The organism is Maribacter sp. HTCC2170 (assembly GCF_000153165.2).
Lineage (GTDB): Bacteria > Bacteroidota > Bacteroidia > Flavobacteriales > Flavobacteriaceae > Maribacter_A.
Genome location: NC_014472.1, coordinates 3,708,270 through 3,728,223 on the forward strand (window position 1 = coordinate 3,708,270; position 19,954 = coordinate 3,728,223).

23 protein-coding genes are annotated in these 19,954 nt (G+C 37.8%); 14 read left to right on the plus strand and 9 right to left on the minus strand.

What is annotated here, in order from left to right; genetic code table 11:
- Positions 1 to 187: 187 nt before the first annotated feature.
- From aroQ to FB2170_RS16320, 4 genes are all read right to left on the minus strand, one after another.
- Positions 188 to 607 (minus strand): type II 3-dehydroquinate dehydratase, encoded by a 420-nt coding sequence (aroQ, locus tag FB2170_RS16305; RefSeq protein ID WP_013307708.1) that lies wholly within the window; start codon positions 605 to 607, stop codon positions 188 to 190.
- Between the two features lie 91 nt (positions 608 to 698).
- On the minus strand, positions 699 to 1,211 hold the full coding sequence (locus tag FB2170_RS16310; RefSeq protein ID WP_013307709.1) for a hypothetical protein: 513 nt from the start codon (positions 1,209 to 1,211) through the stop codon (positions 699 to 701).
- Between the two features lie 213 nt (positions 1,212 to 1,424).
- Positions 1,425 to 2,030 carry a porin family protein gene (locus FB2170_RS17095; protein ID WP_013307711.1) on the minus strand — a complete coding sequence of 202 codons (606 nt, stop codon included), beginning with the start codon at positions 2,028 to 2,030 and terminating at the stop codon, positions 1,425 to 1,427.
- A 138-nt stretch (positions 2,031 to 2,168) separates the two neighbouring features.
- Entirely contained in the window at positions 2,169 to 2,654 is a 486-nt protein-coding gene (locus tag FB2170_RS16320; RefSeq protein ID WP_013307712.1) for a porin family protein, read from the minus strand.
- A gap of 150 nt (positions 2,655 to 2,804) precedes the next feature.
- Between FB2170_RS16320 and xerD the strand changes: the two genes are divergently transcribed.
- The 5 genes from xerD (at position 2,805) to FB2170_RS16345 (ending at position 7,306) form a co-directional block, all read left to right on the plus strand.
- On the plus strand, positions 2,805 to 3,701 hold the full coding sequence (gene xerD, locus FB2170_RS16325) for a site-specific tyrosine recombinase XerD (RefSeq protein WP_013307713.1): 897 nt from the start codon (positions 2,805 to 2,807) through the stop codon (positions 3,699 to 3,701).
- 51 nt (positions 3,702 to 3,752) lie between these two features.
- Positions 3,753 to 4,583, plus strand: a complete 831-nt coding sequence (locus FB2170_RS16330) for a carcinine hydrolase/isopenicillin-N N-acyltransferase family protein (RefSeq protein ID WP_013307714.1) — start codon at positions 3,753 to 3,755, stop codon at positions 4,581 to 4,583.
- Positions 4,584 to 4,587: 4 nt separating this feature from the next.
- Positions 4,588 to 6,033 carry an amidohydrolase gene (locus FB2170_RS16335; protein ID WP_013307715.1) on the plus strand — a complete coding sequence of 482 codons (1,446 nt, stop codon included), beginning with the start codon at positions 4,588 to 4,590 and terminating at the stop codon, positions 6,031 to 6,033.
- 123 nt (positions 6,034 to 6,156) lie between these two features.
- Positions 6,157 to 6,651 carry an RNA polymerase sigma factor gene (locus FB2170_RS16340; RefSeq protein ID WP_013307716.1) on the plus strand — a complete coding sequence of 165 codons (495 nt, stop codon included), beginning with the start codon at positions 6,157 to 6,159 and terminating at the stop codon, positions 6,649 to 6,651.
- Positions 6,652 to 6,655: 4 nt separating this feature from the next.
- On the plus strand, positions 6,656 to 7,306 hold the full coding sequence (locus FB2170_RS16345) for a hypothetical protein (protein WP_013307717.1): 651 nt from the start codon (positions 6,656 to 6,658) through the stop codon (positions 7,304 to 7,306).
- Here the strand turns inward: FB2170_RS16345 and FB2170_RS16350 are convergent.
- On the minus strand, positions 7,303 to 8,139 hold the full coding sequence (locus FB2170_RS16350; protein ID WP_013307718.1) for a lysophospholipid acyltransferase family protein: 837 nt from the start codon (positions 8,137 to 8,139) through the stop codon (positions 7,303 to 7,305). The genes FB2170_RS16345 and FB2170_RS16350 overlap by 4 nt on opposite strands.
- A gap of 25 nt (positions 8,140 to 8,164) precedes the next feature.
- Complete coding sequence (locus FB2170_RS16355) at positions 8,165 to 8,806, minus strand: NUDIX hydrolase (RefSeq protein WP_013307719.1); 642 nt, start codon at positions 8,804 to 8,806, stop codon at positions 8,165 to 8,167.
- Between FB2170_RS16355 and FB2170_RS16360 the strand changes: the two genes are divergently transcribed.
- On the plus strand, positions 8,805 to 9,530 hold the full coding sequence (locus tag FB2170_RS16360; RefSeq protein WP_148232123.1) for a peptidylprolyl isomerase: 726 nt from the start codon (positions 8,805 to 8,807) through the stop codon (positions 9,528 to 9,530). The genes FB2170_RS16355 and FB2170_RS16360 overlap by 2 nt on opposite strands.
- A gap of 10 nt (positions 9,531 to 9,540) precedes the next feature.
- Here FB2170_RS16360 and FB2170_RS16365 read toward each other — a convergent pair whose 3' ends face one another.
- Positions 9,541 to 10,155, minus strand: a complete 615-nt coding sequence (locus FB2170_RS16365; protein ID WP_013307721.1) for a trimeric intracellular cation channel family protein — start codon at positions 10,153 to 10,155, stop codon at positions 9,541 to 9,543.
- Between the two features lie 3 nt (positions 10,156 to 10,158).
- Positions 10,159 to 10,875 carry an RDD family protein gene (locus FB2170_RS16370; protein ID WP_013307722.1) on the minus strand — a complete coding sequence of 239 codons (717 nt, stop codon included), beginning with the start codon at positions 10,873 to 10,875 and terminating at the stop codon, positions 10,159 to 10,161.
- Positions 10,876 to 10,908: 33 nt separating this feature from the next.
- Here FB2170_RS16370 and FB2170_RS16375 point away from each other — a divergent pair, with 33 nt between their 5' ends.
- Genes FB2170_RS16375 through FB2170_RS16400 form a run of 6 tightly spaced genes read left to right on the plus strand, consistent with a single transcriptional unit; the run spans position 10,909 to position 17,021 of the window.
- Complete coding sequence (locus FB2170_RS16375; protein ID WP_041633287.1) at positions 10,909 to 11,883, plus strand: stage II sporulation protein M; 975 nt, start codon at positions 10,909 to 10,911, stop codon at positions 11,881 to 11,883.
- The gene (locus FB2170_RS16380) at positions 11,867 to 12,745 is read left to right on the plus strand and encodes a hypothetical protein (protein ID WP_013307724.1); all 879 of its coding nucleotides are present in this window, start codon (positions 11,867 to 11,869) and stop codon (positions 12,743 to 12,745) included. The genes FB2170_RS16375 and FB2170_RS16380 overlap by 17 nt, the downstream gene beginning before the upstream one ends.
- 1 nt (position 12,746) lies before the next feature.
- Entirely contained in the window at positions 12,747 to 13,487 is a 741-nt protein-coding gene (locus tag FB2170_RS16385; protein ID WP_013307725.1) for a DUF4129 domain-containing protein, read from the plus strand.
- Positions 13,480 to 14,697 (plus strand): DUF4350 domain-containing protein, encoded by a 1,218-nt coding sequence (locus FB2170_RS16390; RefSeq protein ID WP_013307726.1) that lies wholly within the window; start codon positions 13,480 to 13,482, stop codon positions 14,695 to 14,697. The genes FB2170_RS16385 and FB2170_RS16390 overlap by 8 nt, the downstream gene beginning before the upstream one ends.
- Positions 14,687 to 15,685 carry an AAA family ATPase gene (locus FB2170_RS16395; protein ID WP_013307727.1) on the plus strand — a complete coding sequence of 333 codons (999 nt, stop codon included), beginning with the start codon at positions 14,687 to 14,689 and terminating at the stop codon, positions 15,683 to 15,685. Before FB2170_RS16390 ends, FB2170_RS16395 begins: the two co-directional genes overlap by 11 nt.
- Positions 15,686 to 15,689: 4 nt before the next feature.
- Entirely contained in the window at positions 15,690 to 17,021 is a 1,332-nt protein-coding gene (locus FB2170_RS16400) for a DUF58 domain-containing protein (RefSeq protein ID WP_041632917.1), read from the plus strand.
- Here FB2170_RS16400 and FB2170_RS16405 read toward each other — a convergent pair whose 3' ends face one another.
- Complete coding sequence (locus FB2170_RS16405; RefSeq protein ID WP_013307729.1) at positions 17,022 to 17,507, minus strand: hypothetical protein; 486 nt, start codon at positions 17,505 to 17,507, stop codon at positions 17,022 to 17,024. It lies immediately after the preceding gene.
- 220 nt (positions 17,508 to 17,727) lie between these two features.
- Here FB2170_RS16405 and ggt point away from each other — a divergent pair, with 220 nt between their 5' ends.
- Together ggt and FB2170_RS16415 are read left to right on the plus strand one after the other, a co-directional pair.
- Entirely contained in the window at positions 17,728 to 19,413 is a 1,686-nt protein-coding gene (ggt, locus tag FB2170_RS16410) for a gamma-glutamyltransferase (RefSeq protein WP_041633289.1), read from the plus strand.
- A gap of 65 nt (positions 19,414 to 19,478) precedes the next feature.
- Positions 19,479 to 19,892 (plus strand): hypothetical protein, encoded by a 414-nt coding sequence (locus FB2170_RS16415; RefSeq protein WP_013307731.1) that lies wholly within the window; start codon positions 19,479 to 19,481, stop codon positions 19,890 to 19,892.
- Positions 19,893 to 19,954: the final 62 nt, after the last annotated feature.

Genomic DNA, 19,954 nt, shown 5'->3' on the forward strand with positions numbered 1-19,954 from the left:
AAAAGAATTGCACTCAACAGATTGGCCAAATTTTTTGTGGATTGCCTAACGGATACTTCTTTGGTTGGAAAAGTGGTAATGATTCAAGGTGCTTGGTTTTTTCAGATGGAGCAAAACGTGTTTATAAAGATGATCAATACATCTTATACGTCCATATTGGTACAAAAAAGTGGGTAGCCGTTTTGTTTTATTTATTCTCAAAACTCCGTATGGCCAAATCATAACTCTGCAGTCCAAAACCAAGTATAACGCCTTTAGCAGCCGGCGAAATATGCGATACATGCCTAAAATCTTCCCGACTGTAGGTGTTCGAAATATGTACCTCTATCACAGGTGTGGTAATGGCCCTAATAGCATCGCCTATCCCGATGGAGGTATGCGTATAAGCTCCTGCATTCAAAATAATACCATCATGTGAAAAGCCCACTTCCTGGATTTTATCTATAAGCTCGCCTTCAATATTGGTTTGGTAATAGGTTAATTCAACTTCCTTGAATTTACCTTGTAATTCTTTGAAGTATTCCTCAAATGTGGTACTCCCATAAACTTCGGGTTCTCTTTTGCCCAAAAGATTCAAGTTGGGCCCATTGATAATCAATATTTTCATAAAGTAAAAATAGCGAATTGTAAGTCACAAAAAAAAGGGAAGCTTAATAGCCTCCCTAAAGTATTTTTATTCTTAAAAAAATTCTTGAAAACTATCGACTTCGTTTTGATTTAAAGGTATACAATACACCAAGGTTTACAGAGTTCCAAGTGGCCCCATCCAATTCAACGGTGGAATAGGAAAAATTGACTTCGGTACTAGGTCCCATCAAATATCCAATAATCGGTCTATAATAAAGTCCACCATCATTACCTTCATTCACGCCCATGGCATAACCGCCATCTACTCCAAAAGAGAACGAATTGGAGGTCCAGATACGCACTGACGCCGCCATTGGCACAAATTGCATGTTGGGATAGTCGGCCTCGATTGCTTCTGAGCTAAAGCTTTCGGCGAAACCGTGAACAAAACCAGTGGCAACACCTACATCAATTGTCTCATTTACAGCATACATATAGCCACCATCCAAAGCGAGCATAAGGGTAACTGCATCGTTAAAATCATTGAGAGGGAGTCCGCCATGGAATCCGAGTTTAAATCCTTCTTGGGCTTGCACACCCAGTCCTACAAGAGTAAAGACAATAGCTAACAGCGTATTTTTCATTGGTTTAGGTTATTTAGTTGTTACACAAAACTAAAATCTTCAATGAAAGGTGGTGCATTTTTGTTGCAAAATGGCCCAAATAGGTTGTACAAGGCCACATTCTATACTTCTATCACATTAATCTGGTCGAAAATTTAGGCTAACCATTATGACAAAACATAAAAAACGGCACAATGTGGGCCGTTTTTTTTAATCATACTAACTTTATTCTTCTTAGAACATGTATGCCAAACCTACTTGGAAGGCAGATCCCTTAATATCCAAAACACCACCTGCTGGTCCTGAATATCTATCAGTTAGCTCAAATGAGTATCTGGCCTGTATGGTCAAGTTATCCATCACATCGTAACCTGCACCTACTCCAATATCAACCCCTACACTTTTCAATACATCATCAACATTCCCATTCGTGCCAATTAGCTCTTCGGTATCACGAATCGCTTTTTTTATATCATCCAAGTTAGAGGAAAAATTAAGTTGTGGCCCTGCCTGAATATGAAACTGATCAGCAATATAATACTTGGCCATAACCGGTAAATAAATGAACGAAAGATCCTTGGCACTACCATATGTTAATTCAGGTTGTACATGAAAATTGCCCAAAACTTCTATATCGACCAAAGCACCAATGTAATAACCGGTACTATTTATTTTTGCGAAATTATTGACCCCTACAAGGTTTAATAGTGAATTCCCTGTTTTAAAGTCAACATTAGTATTAAGAAGCCCACCAGTAATACCAAATTTTGGTAAACTTTGCGCTTGGGATAGGTTAAAAACAAAAAGAGAGAATAGTGAGAGTAAAAATAATTTTTTCATAATAGTGTCTAGTTTAATTTATCAAATATATAGATTGTTTAAACCTTTAACAAATACAATGCCTAAACCTAAAAATAGGCAAAAAAAAAGCGGAAACACAAGTGCTTCCGCTATACCATTTATAATTATTGGTTGGTTCTAGAATCTATAACCAACACCTATTTGTAATGAATTTAAGCTAAACCCTTCTATATCTCTAGAAACTTCGAGTGCATATCTTGCATCAGCAAAAAATTGATCAGAAAAGTTATATCCAACACCAAAAGCCAAATCCAAACCGAATTCGCCCTGAGTCATATCTTCCAACAAATAGTTTATCTGAGGACCTGCTTGAATACTGAACTCTTCAGCAACCTTGTACTTGGCCATAATTGGAATGTACAATGAGTTTAAATCACTGACAACACTAAAAAGAACCGATGGCTCTACCTCAAATGTATCGTCGACCACAAAATTGTACCCTACTCCTGCAAGGAAACCCATTTCAGAATCAGAGACACTTGCTCCCAGAATATCAACTTTAGCGGTTACGTTTGATAATCCAACCTTACCAAAAAAGCCTTCCTGTGCACTAACACTAAAGCTAAATAATGCCAATGCTGCAACTAATACTACTTTTTTCATAATTTTAATTTTAGTTAATGAAAGTTCAAACTTACTCTAAGATACAACATACAAAGATTTTTCGTTGTGAAAATGTAGGAATATGTTGCCAACGCAACAATTATGTGGTTTAAGCATGTATTTCGAAGATAAATGCCCAATATTTGTACTATGAAATGGAATCAAGCTCTTCAGGACTTTCAGCACTATTTGCGTATTGAAAGGGGTTTGTCGGACAATTCTATAAAAAACTACGTTTGGGATGTTGAGAAACTTGTAGGCTTTCTTGACGTAAATGATATGGTCATTAGCCCTATTAAAATTGATAAGGAAACTGTTCAAGCCTTTATTTATGAAATTGCCAAAACAATTAATCCAAGGTCCCAGGCTAGAATAATATCCGGTCTTAAGAGTTTTTTCAATTACCTGAATTTTGAGGATTATCGTCAGGACAATCCAATGGATTTACTCGAATCTCCCAAAATTGGAAGAAAGTTGCCTGATACTCTTTCTGAGGATGAGATAAATCAACTCATAGATGCTATTGACCTTTCAAAACCAGAAGGTGAACGAAATAGGGCTATGCTAGAAACTTTGTATGGTTGTGGCCTGCGGGTTTCTGAGCTTATCGGTCTAAAAATATCAGATCTGTTTTTTGAGGAGGACTTTATAAAAGTTACGGGCAAAGGTAATAAGCAACGTTTTGTTCCAATAAGCGATTTCAACAAAAAGTATATAAATATTTATAGGAAAGAAATAAGGGTACACCAAAAAATTCAAAAAGGATTTGATGATATTCTTTTTCTGAATAGACGCGGCAAACAACTTACACGCGCCATGATCTTTACAATTATAAAACAATTGGCCGTTAAAATAGACCTAGGTAAGAGTATTAGTCCTCATACCTTTAGACATTCCTTTGCAACACACTTGCTACAAAACGGTGCGGACTTGCGCGCCATACAGCAAATGCTGGGTCATGAAAGCATAACCACTACGGAGGTATATATGCACGTTGACCGTACGCATTTAGCTGATGTCATGAATAAATATCATCCAAGGAAATAAGTGTTTTACTTTAGTGATTTTAGTATATTTAGTTCGCACAAACTATTGTCAATGGGTGCCTATATGATGTCGGTCAAAAAAATTCTACCAGTACTTTTTCTTTTTTTTGGGATTGGTTTGGGCCATGCCTGTTCTATAATCTATTACATTGATAAAAACACTGGAAAAATATATGTGGCCAATAATGAAGATTATTGGTACGACGTTGATGCGTATATTCAATTGACACCAAAAACAAAGAACAAATATGCCAGACTTTGGTATGGTTGGGATGATTTTGCCCAAGGCGGAGTCAATGAACATGGCCTTTTCTTTGATGGTGCCGTAACCCCCGAACAAGAACCTATTAAAGGAGCTAAAAAGGCCAAAGGAAACCTAGGGGATGATATACTTGCCAATTGTAAAACGGTTGAAGAAGCGATTATCCTGATTCGCAAAAGAAATGTTGGGCTGAATGATGCACATATAATGTTTGGAGACAGTACTGGAAATGCAGTTGTGATTGAATGGGTGAACGGAAAAGAAAAACTGATCAACATTAAAGAAAACCGATTGGTAATGACCAATTACCTATTATCTGACCCATCAAAAGGTAATTATCCTTGCCCAAGATTCGATGCAATAGAAAAGGAGCTTAACATGATTGAAACCATGAATGAACCTGCCAATATGAAAAAAGTGGGCACGGCTGCCGCAAGAGCTGTTCAATCACCGTTTACCAATAATGAAGGGCGCACAGGTGGAACACTTTATTCTTCATTTATAAATATATCCGAGATGAAGTTTATCTTAGTCCCTAAATTGGATAATGATAAGATTATCCAATTGAACCTGAATGAAGAATTCCAAAATTCAAAAAAGAAAACTATCAAACTAGAATAAAACCATGAAAATGATATCGACCCTAAGAAAATCAATTTTATTATTTGTAGTTGCCTTAATGGCCGCCAATGTTTCAACCGCCCAGAAAAAACTGGACAATGTACTAAAACAACTGGATGCTAAAAGCCAATCTTATGGTGATATTGCACAGACCATATTCGGATTGGCGGAAATGGGCTACCAAGAAGAACAAAGTTCAGCTTTGCTCCAGAAAACCTTGAGTGATGCTGGGTTTACCATTAAAAAAGGAGTAGCAGGCATACCAACAGCTTTTATTGCTGAGTATGGTAGCGGTGCACCAATAATAGGAATTATGGGAGAATATGATGCATTGCCAGGTCTTTCACAACAGGCAGTTCCTGAGAAAAAATCGGCAGGTAAGGCTGCGGGTCATGCATGCGGTCACCATCTTTTTGGTACGGCATCAACAGCCGCGGCCATTGCTGTCAAGGATTGGATGGCAACAAACAAAACAAAGGGTACAATTCGTTTTTATGGTACACCAGCCGAAGAGGGTGGATCGGGAAAAGTATATATGGTTCGTGAAGGTCTTTTTAATGACGTTGATGTTGCTTTGCATTGGCACCCAAGTTCAGTCAATGGGGCTAGCGCAGGTGCAGCTTTGGCAAACAAATCAGCCAAATTCAGGTTTTATGGGGTATCGGCGCATGCCGCAGCAGCTCCTCAAAAGGGGCGTTCTGCCTTGGATGGTGTTGAAGCAATGAACAACATGGTGAATATGCTTAGAGAACATGTTCCTGAAAAAACAAGGATACACTATGTTATTACTGATGGTGGTAAGGCTCCGAATGTTGTACCTGATTTTGCGGAAGTTTATTACTACGCAAGACACAATACCAGGGACGTAGTGATTGATGTTTTTGATCGTATGGTCAAAGCGGCTGAAGGTGCAGCATTAGGTACTGGAACTACTATGGACTTTGAAATGATAGGAGGTGTCCATGAATTATTGCCCAACCTTACCTTGCAAAAATTAATGCACGATAATCTTTCTAAAGTTGGAGGAATGGAATACACTCCCAAGGAAAAAGAATTTGCGGACAAAATAGCCATTAGCATGGGATATGAGGGCGTGAATGAGGAAATGGCCAAAAAAGTTCAACCCTATAAAACAGAAGCAAAAGCCTTTGGCTCTACAGATGTTGGCGATGTAAGTTTTACGGTACCCACAGTTGGTATGGGGGCAGCAACTTGGGTTCCAGGAACACCTGCACATAGTTGGCAAGCAGTTGCAGCAGGAGGAACATCTATAGGAAATAAAGGTATGATGATAGCAGCCAAGACTTTAGCACTTACGGCGATAAACCTATATCAGGATAACAAATTGATTGACAAGGCCAAAAAAGAATTTTTGGAGCGTAGAGGAGTTGATTTTAAATACATTCCTCTTTTGGGAGACAGAGCGCCAGCCTTAGATTACAGAAAGTAAAGACATTGAATATAGGTTTTAAATTCGAGTTGAAAAATTTGAATATAAAACCTTTTTTATGCTTTACATGTAACAATTTGTAAAGAGTAACTACTAACCAGATAACAACCCACCAACCTAAGCGTGAACGAAAAACTGGAGCATCAATTTGTGACGGAACTTGAGAACAATCAAAATATTGTTCATAAGGTCTGTACATTGTACACCAATGACAGGAACTCCCACAAAGACCTGTTCCAGGAAATAACAATACAGCTATGGAAAGCATACCCAAAATTTCGAGGGGACTCAAAATTCAGTACTTGGATGTACAGGGTTGCTCTAAATACGGCTATAACGCTTTACAGAAAATCAAAAAAAAGAATACGAACTCAAGACTATGACGCGGTTATTTATAAAATAACAGCCGATGAGTATGATCCAAAAGAAGAGGAACAACTGCAATTAATGTACAAGGCTGTAAAGCAATTGGGAGACATAGAAAAAGCGTTGGTATTCCTCTATTTGGAAGATAAAGATTATCGGGAAATTTCAGAAACCCTAGGTATAACAGAAGTTAACGCCAGAGTAAAAATGAACCGAATAAAGAACAAATTAAGAACCATATTGAACCCGTGACGTTATGACTGACGAACTGGAATTATTAAAAAAAGACTGGCAAAAGAAGGAGGCGCATCTTCCTAAATTGTCATATGATGAGATTCATAACATGATCTGGAAGAAATCTTCCTCAATTGTTAAGTGGATATTGATAATCAGTATTTTGGAATTCACCCTACCTCACTTATTATTGCTTATTCCTTCCTATAGGGAGAATATGGATATATATGATAAACTTGGGTTGCACAATATACTTATTGGTCTAAGTGTCATCACTTACGGAGTAGCTCTTTACTTCATTATACAATTTTACAGACGTTACAAAGAAATATCCGTATTGGATAATTCAAAAAACCTGATGCGAAAAATCCTCAAAACAAGGGCCACGGTAAAGCACTATATTATTTATTCACTTTCCATGATTCTTGTGATTGTGGCATTGATGATTGTTGGCGTGTACCTTACCGATGATATCTATTCAAGTTTTAGCGAATTAAGGGAGAAATCGGAACATATCTCTCCGGAAAAAATCAAGGTGACCATTATGATAGCAATGGCAATAATGGGAGTATTAATGACCGCCATCGTTGGTGGAATCTACTTTCTACTATATGGACTGTTGCTAAGAAAATTGAAAAGGAACTATAATGACCTAAAGCAATTGGAGATTTAAGCTTTTTTAGATTTGTCCTTCTTTGTTTTGTCCTGCTTCCATTTTCGCTGTTTATTCTCTTCTTCGTAAGCCAGAAGTTCTTTTTTGGGAATAACTTTTAAAAACGATGGGTGCTGCTCAATGGCATATTCCAATTTTTCAATTATCGAGTCAAAAGATTCATTCTCATAATCAATTTCCAAGGGTTCCTTGATACTCATATGTTGAAGAATTCCCTTTTTCTTGACACGTAGCCCCTTTTTATCAAACGAACGTCTAAAACCATCAATAACTACAGGTACTACAATAGGTCGGTACTTTTTTATGATGTGAGCGGTACCCTTTCTTAAAGGTTTCCACGGCGTTGTGGTTCCTTGGGGAAAAGTGATCACCCAACCATCATCAAGTGCCTTCCCAATATTTGAAATATCGCTCATCTTTACTTGTCGCTTTACATCTTGGCCTTCGGAGCGCCAGGTGCGTTCCACGCTGATAGAACCGGCATAAGCAAAAATCTTGGTCAAAAGACTTTTTTTCATTGTTTCGGCAGCTGCAACATAATAGATATTCAATTTAGGGTTCCATAAATACCCCACATTTTTAATGGAATCATCCCTCCCACTTAAACTTGCATTGAACACATGGAACATGGCAACCACATCTGCAAAATAGGTTTGGTGGTTGCTAACAAAAAGTACATTGGTGTCTGGCAGATTTCTAATAATGTCTGACCCTTCTATTTCAAGAGTATTAAAACTTTTATAGCGTTGATGGGTAATTACACCCATGATACGTATAAGCCACTTTTTCAAAAAAAGAATATGTCCGAACGGATTCTCCTTAAATAATGCCATAGGGGGCTAATTTACGAATTATGCCTTATAAAACTATTTTCAAAAGCTCTTTGATTTCACTTAACATCATAGCGGTTGCACCCCATACCGTATAACCATTTAATTTAAAGGCAGGTACGTGAATATCGTTGGCATAGGAAGTAGAAAGTTTTTGGGTGAAAATCTTGTTATCATCCAAAAAATCAGGTAAGTGTACCTCAACCAATGCCTCAACTTCCGACTCTTGAAGTATAAAGGGTTGAGGGTCATGATAAAATCCCATAAAAGGTTGCACCTCAAAATTACTTGGTGGAATGTAAATCTGGCTCAACGATTTTATTATTTCAACTTTGTTTGAAGGTACACCAACTTCTTCCTGGGTTTCTCGCAATGCGGTTTCTTTTAAATCGCCATCTTCCTTCTCAGTCTTACCGCCTGGAAAGCCAATTTGATTGGAATGCACCCCCTTATAGGTCTTTCTTAGAATCAACAATAGATTGGTAGACTGCCGTTTATTGGGATAAAACAACGCTAAAACTGCTGCTTGTTTCGCGTTTTTTCTTGCTGGAAACCCTTCTTTTAACTCCTTGATCCGTATTTCTGGGGCCATTTTATAGTGAGATGCCTCCCCGGGAAGTGGTAGATTTTTTATTTTTGAACTCCTTATGATAAACTCATCAAAATTCATGGCACTAAAAAGCTTCAATTCTCATACAATATTACCACTATTATTTTTAGGTATTTTACTAGGATGCAAGGATGCTCTCTCAAAAAGTGTTGTTGATACGCCTGCAGAAATATCCAATGAAAATCCTGAAGAAAAAGAAGAGGAAATCCAAATTGAAGAAAAAGAGGAACCCTTCCTGTTGACAGAAGAGAATGCCATAGATTTCTTTTTTAATTACAACAAAACCCTTAAAGATGATACCGTTAAAATAACCACGACTTTTGGAAGCTTTACCGTACAGTTATTTGATAATGTTCCTTACCACAAAGCTAATTTCATCTTTTTGACATCGAAAGGGTATTTTGACAATACCCAATTTCACCGAGTTGTGAAAAATTTTATTATCCAAGGAGGAAATTCTGACGATAAGGCAACAGGCAATAAACGACGTGCTATTGGTAGGTATTTACTTCCGCCCGATGCAAAAAAAGGGTATAAACATCATCGAGGCATTATTTCTATGCCGAGTAGCGAAATCAACAATCCACATATGTTGGCCTCTCCCTATGAGTTTTTCATCGTGGTCACAAAACCCGGTTCTTATCACTTAGATGGCGATTTCACCCCTTTTGGAAAGGTGATTTCAGGAATGGATGTTGTTGATAAAATCAATGCCCAACCCGTGGGGAAAGGGGATTGGCCATCAAAGAACATCTATATTCTTAAGGCTGAAGTGGTGAATTAGATTTACCTCCTTATTTCTTAGAAAACTTGTAGATATTTGGCAAGGCAATATGAAATCGTACTGCCAAAACTCTTATCAGGATAACAATAAATATCGCTGCTACATAAGCATAGGCACTGTCAAAAGGCAATTGCACTAACAAAAAATATGACAAACCACCTATAATACAAGCGGTTGCATATATTTCCTTATGGAATATCACAGGAATCTCATTACACAGAATATCTCGAATTACTCCGCCGAAAGAAGCCGTTATGGTTCCTAATATAATGCACATTACGGGCATTAGATCTGCCGAAAGTCCCTTCTCGATACCAACCATGGTGAATAGCCCAATACCTATGGTATCAAACAAAAATAAGGTCTTTCGCAAATATTTAAGTTGATTGGCAAAGATAATGGCGAAAATCACAGTACCTAAAATCGTAAATATGTAGATTGATTCACGCATCCATACAACAGGTGTATTACCAATGAGCATATCGCGCAAAGTTCCCCCACCAATGGCGGTTACGAATGCAATGATTAGAACTCCAAATAAGTCAAGCTTTTTCTCCATAGCTACCAGCACTCCCGATATGGCAAAGGCTATGGTTCCCAAAATATCAATGGTCAAATAAAACATATACTAGAGCTGTTGGGTATAATAATTATAATCCTTGATAACTTGATCTACAAATTCAATAGGTTTTGTATCTGAAACTATCTGGGTCACTTCTTTTATTCTAATGCTCAAAGAAACAATAATTTGATGATCTCCGTTTCGCTTTGCTCGGTCATATAGCTCTTTTATGGTTTGCATTTCTCGGTCATCAAAAACAGTGACGTGGGCATATTTAGGCACATAATCTTCAGGAAGGTCCCTTAGTAATGTATCTTTTATACTAACTCTTTTCTTTTCGCTTATTACAGTGGTACCAGCAGCTATATCACCTATTCGTTGTCCGTTTCCTCGTATAAGTATGGTCAAAACTGCTAATCCACCAGAAGTCAGAACCACATCTATTATTCGAAGGATCCAACGAATAAAATAACTGGCGAATCCAGGTTTTGAACCATCCAGCTTTACAACGCGAATATGCATTAATCCCTTGCCAATTGTTTTCCCATCCATAAATGTTTCCAACAAAACATAATATAAAAAGGCAGGCAAGCCCAGAAGCATATAAACGGCCCACATATCAGAAAAATCCATATCCATGGCCAGCAAGGCCCAAATCATTAAAACGGTATAGGCAATTATAACAAAACTGTCTATTAAGTACGCCAGCATACGGTCTCCCAGATGCGCGGTATTTTGGCTAATACTTATATTTTGGGCAGTTTCTATTTGAAATTGTTCCATATTTTAGTTTCTTTGGGTATAAACCCAATATTAATGCGTGAGGCCGCCTTTGTAAAGCAAAATAAAGACAAATGGGTAACTTTTGAAAACGCACTGTCAAACAAAACGAAGATAGAGCCTGATGTATTGTCTGACCTTTACATAGAAATTACTGACCACCTTAGTTATGCCAAGACCTTTTATGCTGGCAGTAATACTGAATTCTATCTAAACTCAATAGCATCCCAGGCACATCAAAAAATCTATAAGACAAAAAAGGAACCGAAGAATCGAATCATTGAATTCTGGAAAACAGAGTTCCCTACCATGTTCTTTCATCATCAGCGCGAACTGCTGATCGCTTTTTTGGTATTCTCCTTTTTCGTTTTGGTCGGAGCCTTTTCAGCAGCAAACGAAGGTGATTTTGTACGATCAATCCTTGGTGATGGTTATGTGAACATGACCTTGGATAATATTGAAAAAGGAGACCCAATGGCTGTTTACAAAGAAATGGGTGAATTCAATATGTTTTTGGGTATCACCATAAACAATATTCGTGTGGCCATGATGGCCTTCGGCTATGGAATAATGCTCGGTATTGGAACTTTATGGATCATGATGCAAAATGGGATAATGCTCGGTAGTTTTCAGTATTTCTTTTATGAAAAAGGACTACTTTGGGAATCTGCCCGCACCATATGGATTCACGGAACCATTGAGATTTCGGTTATCATCATCGCTGGTTGTGCCGGCCTTGTTTTGGCCAATGGAATGCTGTTTCCTGGCACATTCACTAGACTGGAATCTTTCAAAAGAGGTGTCAAAAGCGGACTGAAGATAATGCTGAGTACCGTGCCCTTTTTCATTATCGCAGGATTTCTGGAAGGATTCGTAACCCGACATACCGAAATGCCTGACTGGTTGGCCATTTTAATTATTACTGCGTCATTAGTACTAATTCTGTTTTATTACGTTATATACCCATATCAACTACATTTAAAAGCCAACCGAAATGGACAGATTCATTGAATTTAAAAAACAGCGCGAATTAGGCGAAATACTCTCCGATACTTTTGCCTTTTTACGACTACAGTTCAAACCCTTTGTATCAACATATTTTAAGATTGTTGGCCCCTATTTGGTGGTGTTACTTATAGCAATGGGTTTTTATTTGAATTCATTCAGCTCCTTAATGGATTTCAATACTGAAAGCTCAAATGAGTTCTTTAGTGGTATAAGCATGCTTGTTAGTGTCCTTGTTTTTATGATTGCGTTGATTATGGTTTACGCAACCTCACAATCAACCGTGTTACACTACATAAAATCTTATACAAACCATAATGGCATAATTGATTTCAATGAAATTAAAAAAGAGGTCTACGGTTCATTATGGAGCTTTATAGGACTGGGGATTATTGTGGTCATATCTATCATGGTCGGTTTTATATTCTGTTTTTTACCGGGAATATATTTGGCCGTTCCACTATCACTATCGTTCAGTATAATGGTATTCATGAAAAAAGGTATTGGCGAATCTTATAGTTACGGCTTTAACCTAGTTAAGGATGAATGGTGGATTACCTTCGCCACTCTATTTGTAGTTGGTATTATTGTAGGAATTGCCGGTTATGCTTTTAGTATACCTGCAGTTATTTATCAATATGCGAAAATGGGTATTTTCTCCGGAGAAATGGATGCGGCCAATATGATGGACAGTTTTATCGACCCAATCTATATGATTCTTAATATGATTGGCACCTTGGCCCAAGTTCTATTGAATTTGATAACGATAATTGCAGGTGCTTTTATCTATTTTAACCTCAACGAAAAAAAGAATTTTACAGGCACATTTGAACGTATTCAAAACCTAGGCAAAACTCCAGAGAATTAATATGCTAAAACAGCTTCTAATTATATTGATTTGTGGCCTATTTACTTGCACCCTAATTGCGCAAAAAGATTCTACCCAAATCAAATATGACGATGGCAAGCTGCATTTAAAACAGATATCCAAGGAAGATCTTCAAGTTTATAAAGAAGACCCAAAGTTCGATTATGAAATCTTAAAGGCCGACCTTACATGGTGGGAAAACTTCAAGACATGGATGGGTAATTTACTTTCCCAATTCTTCGAATGGCTGTTCGGAGTTGAAAAAGCTTCTGGATATTTATTCTTTTTCCTGCGAATTCTACCTTACATACTTATTGGCATTCTCTTATTTCTATTGATTAAGTTCTTTCTGAACGTGAATTCCAGGGCCCTGCTCTATAGCAAAGAAAATGAGAATTTGGTCTCCCTTTCCGAAGATGAGCACATCATCAAAAATGAGGATATTAATCAACTCATACAAAAAGCCCTTGAAGAGAACAATTATAGACTGGCCATTCGGTATTACTATTTACTCATCTTAAAGCAAATGAGCGAAAAAGAACTTATTGATTGGCAAATGCAAAAAACCAATGATGATTATATAAATGAATTGGGAGAAGAAGAATTAAAAAGGCCCTTTAGCCATATCACCAAGCTTTATGACTATATCTGGTATGGGGACTTTCCTATTGATGAGGCCAAATATCTAAAGGCCGAAAGCAAATTTTCATCCCTTCAAAAAACCTTGGACGTCAATGCGTAAAAAAGGCACAATATATATCGTCATTGCCTTGGTCACATTGGCCTTTCTTATGTTGTTTCAATATGGAAAACCTAAAGAAGTCAATTGGTTTCCTTCCTTCGTGTCACAACATAAAATACCGTATGGCACTTATGTTCTGAATGATTTAATGAAAAAAAAGTACGGTAAAAATCTGAGGCAGGTACAAAGGCCTCCGTTTGAACTTTTACAATCGGACTCTACAATCAATGGCACGTACTTATTCGTGAACAATCGTGTTTCTTTTGGTGAGGCCGAAATGAATTCTTTGTTGTATTGGACGTCAAAAGGAAACACCCTTTTCATAGCCTCCGGGGCGTTTGAACATGAATTACAGGATACTTTGAATTTTGAAACCTCCGGGTTATATGCCGATTTTGGTGAGAAGCAAAAACAAAAACACAAATTAGTACACTCCAGATTTAAGAATGATGGATTCTATGAGTTTAAAAAGGACAATTATGCCACTTATTTTAGTAAAATCGATACGCTCAACGCCATTATCATTGGTCAGGTAGATTATGAAATAGGTGAAAGTGACGAACAAGCGGCGAATTTCAATATCATAAAGCAACCTTTTGGAGATGGCGAAATAATATTAAGCACTTTTCCAAAGGCCTTCACCAACTATTTTCTACTCGAAAACAACAATAAGGATTATACAGCTGGTCTACTTTCTTATATTGACGATAGCAAACCCATTTATATGGACAACCATTATAAATCAGGAAAATCGTTCTATACCTCACCCATGTATATATTTTTGAATACCAAGGAGTTCAAATGGGCCTATTACATTGTACTTATTGGTGCTTTGTTGTATGTGATTTTCGAGGGCAAACGCAAACAAAGGGCAATTCCCGTGGTAACCCCTTTAAAAAACCAGACACTGGCTTTTACACGAACCATTGCCGACATGTATTTTAAAAAAGGGGAGCAAAAATCGATAACCGATCATAAAATAGCGTATTTCCTAGAATATATACGGTCCCATTTTCATCTGAACACTTTAAAACGAGATGATGGGTTTTTTCACAATCTTGCATCGCGGAGCAATCATTCTTATGACGAAATAAAGGAGTTGTTCTCTTATATGGAAAAATTGAAAATACGGTCTGTGATCAAAAATCATGATTTGCAAAAACTAAATACACTAATCGAAAAATTTAAACTAAAAGCGGATGGAAAGTAACGAGCAAAATACGAACGATCTTAATTTTGACAATAGGATCCCTCTTGAAGAACTAAAAAAGGCGGTTTCCGATATCAGGACTGAGCTCGCCAAGGTCATTGTTGGGCAAGATAATTTTATTGAGTTACTAATTGTCGCCCTTTTGGTAGACGGCCATGTATTGATTGAGGGTGTTCCCGGCATAGCCAAAACCATTACCGCCAAGCTTTTTGCAAAGACTTTAAAAACCGAGTTCAGTCGTATACAGTTTACACCCGATCTTATGCCAAGCGATATATTGGGAACATCAATTTTTAATGTAAAATCTTCAGAGTTCGAGTTTAAAAAAGGTCCTATTTTCTCAAACATCATACTAATTGATGAAATTAATCGTGCTCCTGCTAAAACCCAAGCTGCCATGTTCGAAACCATGGAAGAGCGCCAAGTCACTATGGACGGTACCACCTACCCCATGGATATTCCATTTATGGTATTGGCCACACAAAATCCTATAGAACAGGAAGGTACTTACGCCCTGCCTGAGGCACAACTTGATCGTTTTATTTTTAAGATAAAAGTGGATTACCCTTCAGCGGAAGAAGAAATAAAAATAATCCAAACCCACCACGAACGTAAAGGTGAAAAACCACAAGAAAGCATTTCTGATGTTTTAACCTCAAAACAACTGACCGATTTTAAAATGAAAATCCAAGAGGTTGTGGTTGAGGAAAAAATAATCAAATACATTGCCGATATCATTACCAAAACCAGAAACCATCCCCACCTGTATTTAGGTGGGTCCCCAAGAGCTTCAATCGCCACGTTGAACGCAGCAAAGGCTTTTGCAGCTATTCAAGGTAGGGATTTTGTAATTCCTGAAGATGTGAAGAAAGCATTGGTTCCGGTATTGAACCATAGGGTTATACTAACGCCTGAACGTGAAATGGAAGGTATGACAACCGACAGCGTGGTCAATATGATAACGGAATCTGTAGAAATCCCTAGATAAAACGATGCAATTTTTAAGATCGCTATACATACATAACACGTTTTTTAGGTATATCGCCATACTTTCGGCCTGCTTTATATTGTCGTATTGGATACCCGTCCTCTACCCTATTGCATGGGTACTGACCCTTGTCATGGCAGGGCTGTTTCTATTTGATATTTATCTTTTATATGCCAATTCCAAAGGCCTTGAAGCAAATCGTGTTCTTCCTAAAAAATTATCAAATAGCGATTTTAATCCCATAAGTGTTGAGTTTCAATCGTATTACCCCTTTAGAACACATATATCATTGATTGATGAATTACCAAAACAATTTCAAAAACGTGATTTTGAACATAGAACAAGCCTATTAAAAAACGAGGAAAGAGCGTTCGAATATACCGTAAGACCTGTTGATAGAGGTGAGTATGTTTTTGGTAACCTCAATATTTATGCCGCCTCACCATTAAGGATTATAAAACGGCGTTTTGTTTTCCAAAAAAACCAAATGGTACCTGTCTACCCCAGTATTATTCAAATGCAGCAGTATGACTTTTTAGCCATAAGTAATAATCTTTCACAATTCGGATTAAAGAAGATTAGGCGAATAGGCCATACACAAGAATTTGAACAAATAAAAGAATATGTTCCTGGTGATGATATTCGCACGGTAAATTGGAAGGCGACTGCAAAGCAAAACCAGCTGATGGTCAACCAATATCAAGATGAAAAATCACAACCTATTTACTCAATTATAGATACAGGTAGGGTAATGAAAATGCCTTTTAATGGATTAAAACTATTGGATTACGCCATCAACTCCACCTTGGCATTTTCCAATGTGGCCCTAAAAAGGAATGATAAAACAGGGATGATCTCATTTTCGAAAAATATTGAATCATTTGTACCTGCTGTCCAAAAAGTGACGCATTTAAATACCATTTTAGAGAACCTTTATAACATAACCACCGAATTCACCGATGCCGATTTTGGGCTGCTTTATGCACAAGTCAAACGTAAGATCACCCATCGGAGCCTATTATTGCTATATACCAATTTTGAACATATTTCTGCACTAAAAAGACAATTGCCCTTTCTTTTGGCAATGGCCAAACAGCACGTTTTAGTGGTTATTTTCTTTGAGAATACCGAGTTGGAAGAACTTATTTCGTCTGACGCAGAGGATTTACAAACGATCTATCACAAAACGATTGCCGAAAAATTCTCCTTGGAAAAAAGGTTGATGCAAAAAGAACTGCAACAACATGGCATTCAGACCATTCTTACCAGACCTGAGCAGCTGACCATAAATACAATAAACAAGTATTTGGAAATAAAGGCCCGTGGACTTCTTTGATTATTCTAAACTGGGCATTTCAAGGATGCGCTGCGCCTGAAGTGCTGCCATAATATCATGTGTTCTGCTGTTGGCAACGTCTATATACCTAATTTGTGAGTCCTTGGAAAAGTCCAGTTTTACGGCATAGCAGTTACAAGGACCAAACCGCTTTCGTTTTTTACTCTTCTTTAAGAACAATTCAAGAACAACTGCCGAAGCTATTCCACCAAGGGTGGTAAAAACAATATCACTATTATCCCAAATTCCATAATCGGCCTTATCCATAGTCTCTTTCACTAGACCTGCGCCAATACTACTACCTACAGCGCCTGCCCATGTCCAATATGGGTTACCATTGAACAATTGATGCGCCGTGTAGCCGCCTACTGCACCAATACCAAAACCAGCACCAAAATGTAAAGGCTTGTCTTTAGATATTGTTATTTGGGCTAAAGAAATACCACAAATACATGACATCAAAACAAATAAAACTCTCTTTTTCATATAAAATGATTTCCAAGGTTCAAATGAATTGTTGGTAGGGATTTTCCAATTTTATGCATAAATAAACTTTTTCCAGCTTTTTCCTGTCCTAGTGCATCAATTTTTCGTTGTTATGGACAATTATGCGGTATTGAACCATTTGCATTTATAAGGATAAGTGTTATCAAACAATAAAATTCCTATCTTCAACGACCAAGAAAAAAAATCAACCAAGTACTTCATGAAGTCAAAATTCGCCTATTCCCTTCTATTTTGCATTGCATTCAACTTTGTTTACTTAAATGCCCAGACTTATGCCAAAAATGGTATGGTTACTTCATCTAACAGCTTATCCTCCGAGGTAGGTGTAGCTATTTTAAAAAAAGGGGGCAATGCAATTGATGCGGCTGTGGCCACTGCCTTTTCCTTGGCAGTAACATTACCATCTGCAGGCAATATCGGAGGTGGTGGATTCATAGTTTATATGGATTCCAACGGAAAAGCCACCACTTTTGATTTTAGGGAGAAAGCACCCTTGGCAGCGACTAATGATATGTATCTCGACAAAGAAGGAATTCTTATTGAAGGTAGTAACCATCACTCCGCTTTGGCGATTGGCGTGCCGGGAACGGTAGCAGGATTGTTCAAAGCACATAAAAAATATGGCAAACTTCCTTGGGCCACTTTGGTTCAACCAGCTATTGATCAAGCTAAAAACGGATTTCCTTTCAACTGGTCACTTTATGCGGCCGCTGGTTATTTCACCAAAGAAGGAAACAAAAGCCCATTCATGGATGCCTATTTTAGAGATGGGAAAGGGAAGGTTCTTGAGCCTGACGAACTCTGGAAGCAACCTGCACTTGCAGCTACACTTACCCTCATTCGTGATAAAGGAAAAGATGGTTTTTACAAAGGGGAAGTTGCCAAAAAGATTGCTAAATGGATGAAAGCAAACGGAGGCATAATCACTAAAAAAGATTTAAGAAAATATGAATCCATTGAACGGGAACCCATAAAAGGAAGCTATAAGGGTTATGATATCTACTCTATGCCCCCGCCAAGTTCGGGAGGTGTAGCTCTGGTAGAAATGATGAACTTAATGGAGCAGGCTAATTTTGATGAAATTGAGTTCAATTCCACTGCCTATGTGCATTTAGTGGCAGAAGCAATGCGCAGGGCATTTGCAGACCGTGCCGAGCATTTGGGTGATCCCGATTTTAATCTGAATATGCCCTTGGACAAATTAACCTCCAAAGCGTTTGCAAAGAATAGATTTGCTGGCATTGATATGACCAGGGCATCAGTTAGTGATTCCACTAAATTTGGGCAATTGTATGATGGCAAAAGCACTACACATCTATCCGTAATGGATAAAGGTGGAAATGCCGTCTCCCTTACCTATACCCTGGAATATGGGTATGGGTCAAAAATGGGATCTCCAGAATTGGGTTTTATCTTCAATAATGAAATGGGCGACTTTAATCCCCAACCTGGTATTACCAAAAGCAACGGACAAATTGGAACCGCGCCAAACTTAGTAGCGCCAGAAAAACGAATGCTCTCTAGTATGACCCCAACGATTGTTGGTAAAAACGGTAAACCTTATTTGGCTATTGGAAGCCCAGGTGGTAGAACCATTATCAATACCGTTTTCCAAACCGTGTTCAATGTTTTGGAATTTAATATGAGAATCGATAAAGCCATAGAAGCGCTGAAAATACATCATCAATGGCTACCTGACCGTATTATCTATGAAAAACACTTACTATCTCCTGATACGCGCAAAGCTCTCGAAGCCATGGGGCACACCCTACAGGAAAGAAGTAATCTAGGTGCATTGATGGGTATCACCTATGATCCGGTGAAAAAAGTGTTTACAGGAGCAGCAGATTCATCCAGACCTGATGGTGGGGCGATCGGCTATTGATTTTTCAATCAACAGTTCTCTTATTTTATTAAGAGGTCGTATCTTTAATAATCAATTTTCATATTATGGAAAATCACTTTGAACTTTCCGATTCCGTATTTGAACAACAGTTTGAATCCTGTGAACTAGACTCAAAGCTCTTTAGCCATGAAGCACATTTAAGATTGGCCTACATCCATATTAAAAAATACAGGGAAGAAAAAGCTATTGAAAATGTCTGCAAGCAGTTGGTTGCCTATGTGAATCATTTAGGGGCAACCGACAAGTATAATACTACCTTGACCGTTGCCGCCGTAAAAGCGGTATATCACTTCATGCAAAAAAGCAAGTCGAATGACTTTAAGGGTTTTATTGTTGAATTCTCTCAACTTAAATTTGAATTCCGAAGATTGATGGAATGCCATTACGGCTTTGATATTTTCAACTCTCCGGCAGCCAAAAGCACATTTTTGGAACCAGATTTGGTGCCTTTTGATTGATTTTATGGAATAACTTTTTACGAGCCCAATAGCTTGATTTCAAATTCTTTACAACATTGGTT

Coding starts and splice junctions, on each gene's coding strand:
- FB2170_RS16400 (WP_041632917.1), top strand. CDS start 15,690: ATGCAATTTTTAAGATCGCTATACATACATAACACGTTTTTTAGGTAT.
- FB2170_RS16320 (WP_013307712.1), bottom strand. CDS start 2,654: ATGAAAAAAGTAGTATTAGTTGCAGCATTGGCATTATTTAGCTTTAGT.
- xerD (WP_013307713.1), top strand. CDS start 2,805: ATGAAATGGAATCAAGCTCTTCAGGACTTTCAGCACTATTTGCGTATT.
- FB2170_RS16375 (WP_041633287.1), top strand. CDS start 10,909: ATGCGTGAGGCCGCCTTTGTAAAGCAAAATAAAGACAAATGGGTAACT.
- aroQ (WP_013307708.1), bottom strand. CDS start 607: ATGAAAATATTGATTATCAATGGGCCCAACTTGAATCTTTTGGGCAAA.
- FB2170_RS16395 (WP_013307727.1), top strand. CDS start 14,687: ATGGAAAGTAACGAGCAAAATACGAACGATCTTAATTTTGACAATAGG.
- FB2170_RS16310 (WP_013307709.1), bottom strand. CDS start 1,211: ATGAAAAATACGCTGTTAGCTATTGTCTTTACTCTTGTAGGACTGGGT.
- FB2170_RS16380 (WP_013307724.1), top strand. CDS start 11,867: ATGGACAGATTCATTGAATTTAAAAAACAGCGCGAATTAGGCGAAATA.
- FB2170_RS16390 (WP_013307726.1), top strand. CDS start 13,480: ATGCGTAAAAAAGGCACAATATATATCGTCATTGCCTTGGTCACATTG.
- FB2170_RS16415 (WP_013307731.1), top strand. CDS start 19,479: ATGGAAAATCACTTTGAACTTTCCGATTCCGTATTTGAACAACAGTTT.
- FB2170_RS16405 (WP_013307729.1), bottom strand. CDS start 17,507: ATGAAAAAGAGAGTTTTATTTGTTTTGATGTCATGTATTTGTGGTATT.
- FB2170_RS16385 (WP_013307725.1), top strand. CDS start 12,747: ATGCTAAAACAGCTTCTAATTATATTGATTTGTGGCCTATTTACTTGC.
- FB2170_RS16365 (WP_013307721.1), bottom strand. CDS start 10,155: ATGTTTTATTTGACCATTGATATTTTGGGAACCATAGCCTTTGCCATA.
- FB2170_RS16350 (WP_013307718.1), bottom strand. CDS start 8,139: ATGGCATTATTTAAGGAGAATCCGTTCGGACATATTCTTTTTTTGAAA.
- FB2170_RS17095 (WP_013307711.1), bottom strand. CDS start 2,030: ATGAAAAAATTATTTTTACTCTCACTATTCTCTCTTTTTGTTTTTAAC.
- FB2170_RS16335 (WP_013307715.1), top strand. CDS start 4,588: ATGAAAATGATATCGACCCTAAGAAAATCAATTTTATTATTTGTAGTT.
- FB2170_RS16330 (WP_013307714.1), top strand. CDS start 3,753: ATGGGTGCCTATATGATGTCGGTCAAAAAAATTCTACCAGTACTTTTT.
- FB2170_RS16360 (WP_148232123.1), top strand. CDS start 8,805: ATGGCACTAAAAAGCTTCAATTCTCATACAATATTACCACTATTATTT.
- FB2170_RS16355 (WP_013307719.1), bottom strand. CDS start 8,806: ATGAATTTTGATGAGTTTATCATAAGGAGTTCAAAAATAAAAAATCTA.
- FB2170_RS16345 (WP_013307717.1), top strand. CDS start 6,656: ATGACTGACGAACTGGAATTATTAAAAAAAGACTGGCAAAAGAAGGAG.
- FB2170_RS16370 (WP_013307722.1), bottom strand. CDS start 10,875: ATGGAACAATTTCAAATAGAAACTGCCCAAAATATAAGTATTAGCCAA.
- ggt (WP_041633289.1), top strand. CDS start 17,728: ATGAAGTCAAAATTCGCCTATTCCCTTCTATTTTGCATTGCATTCAAC.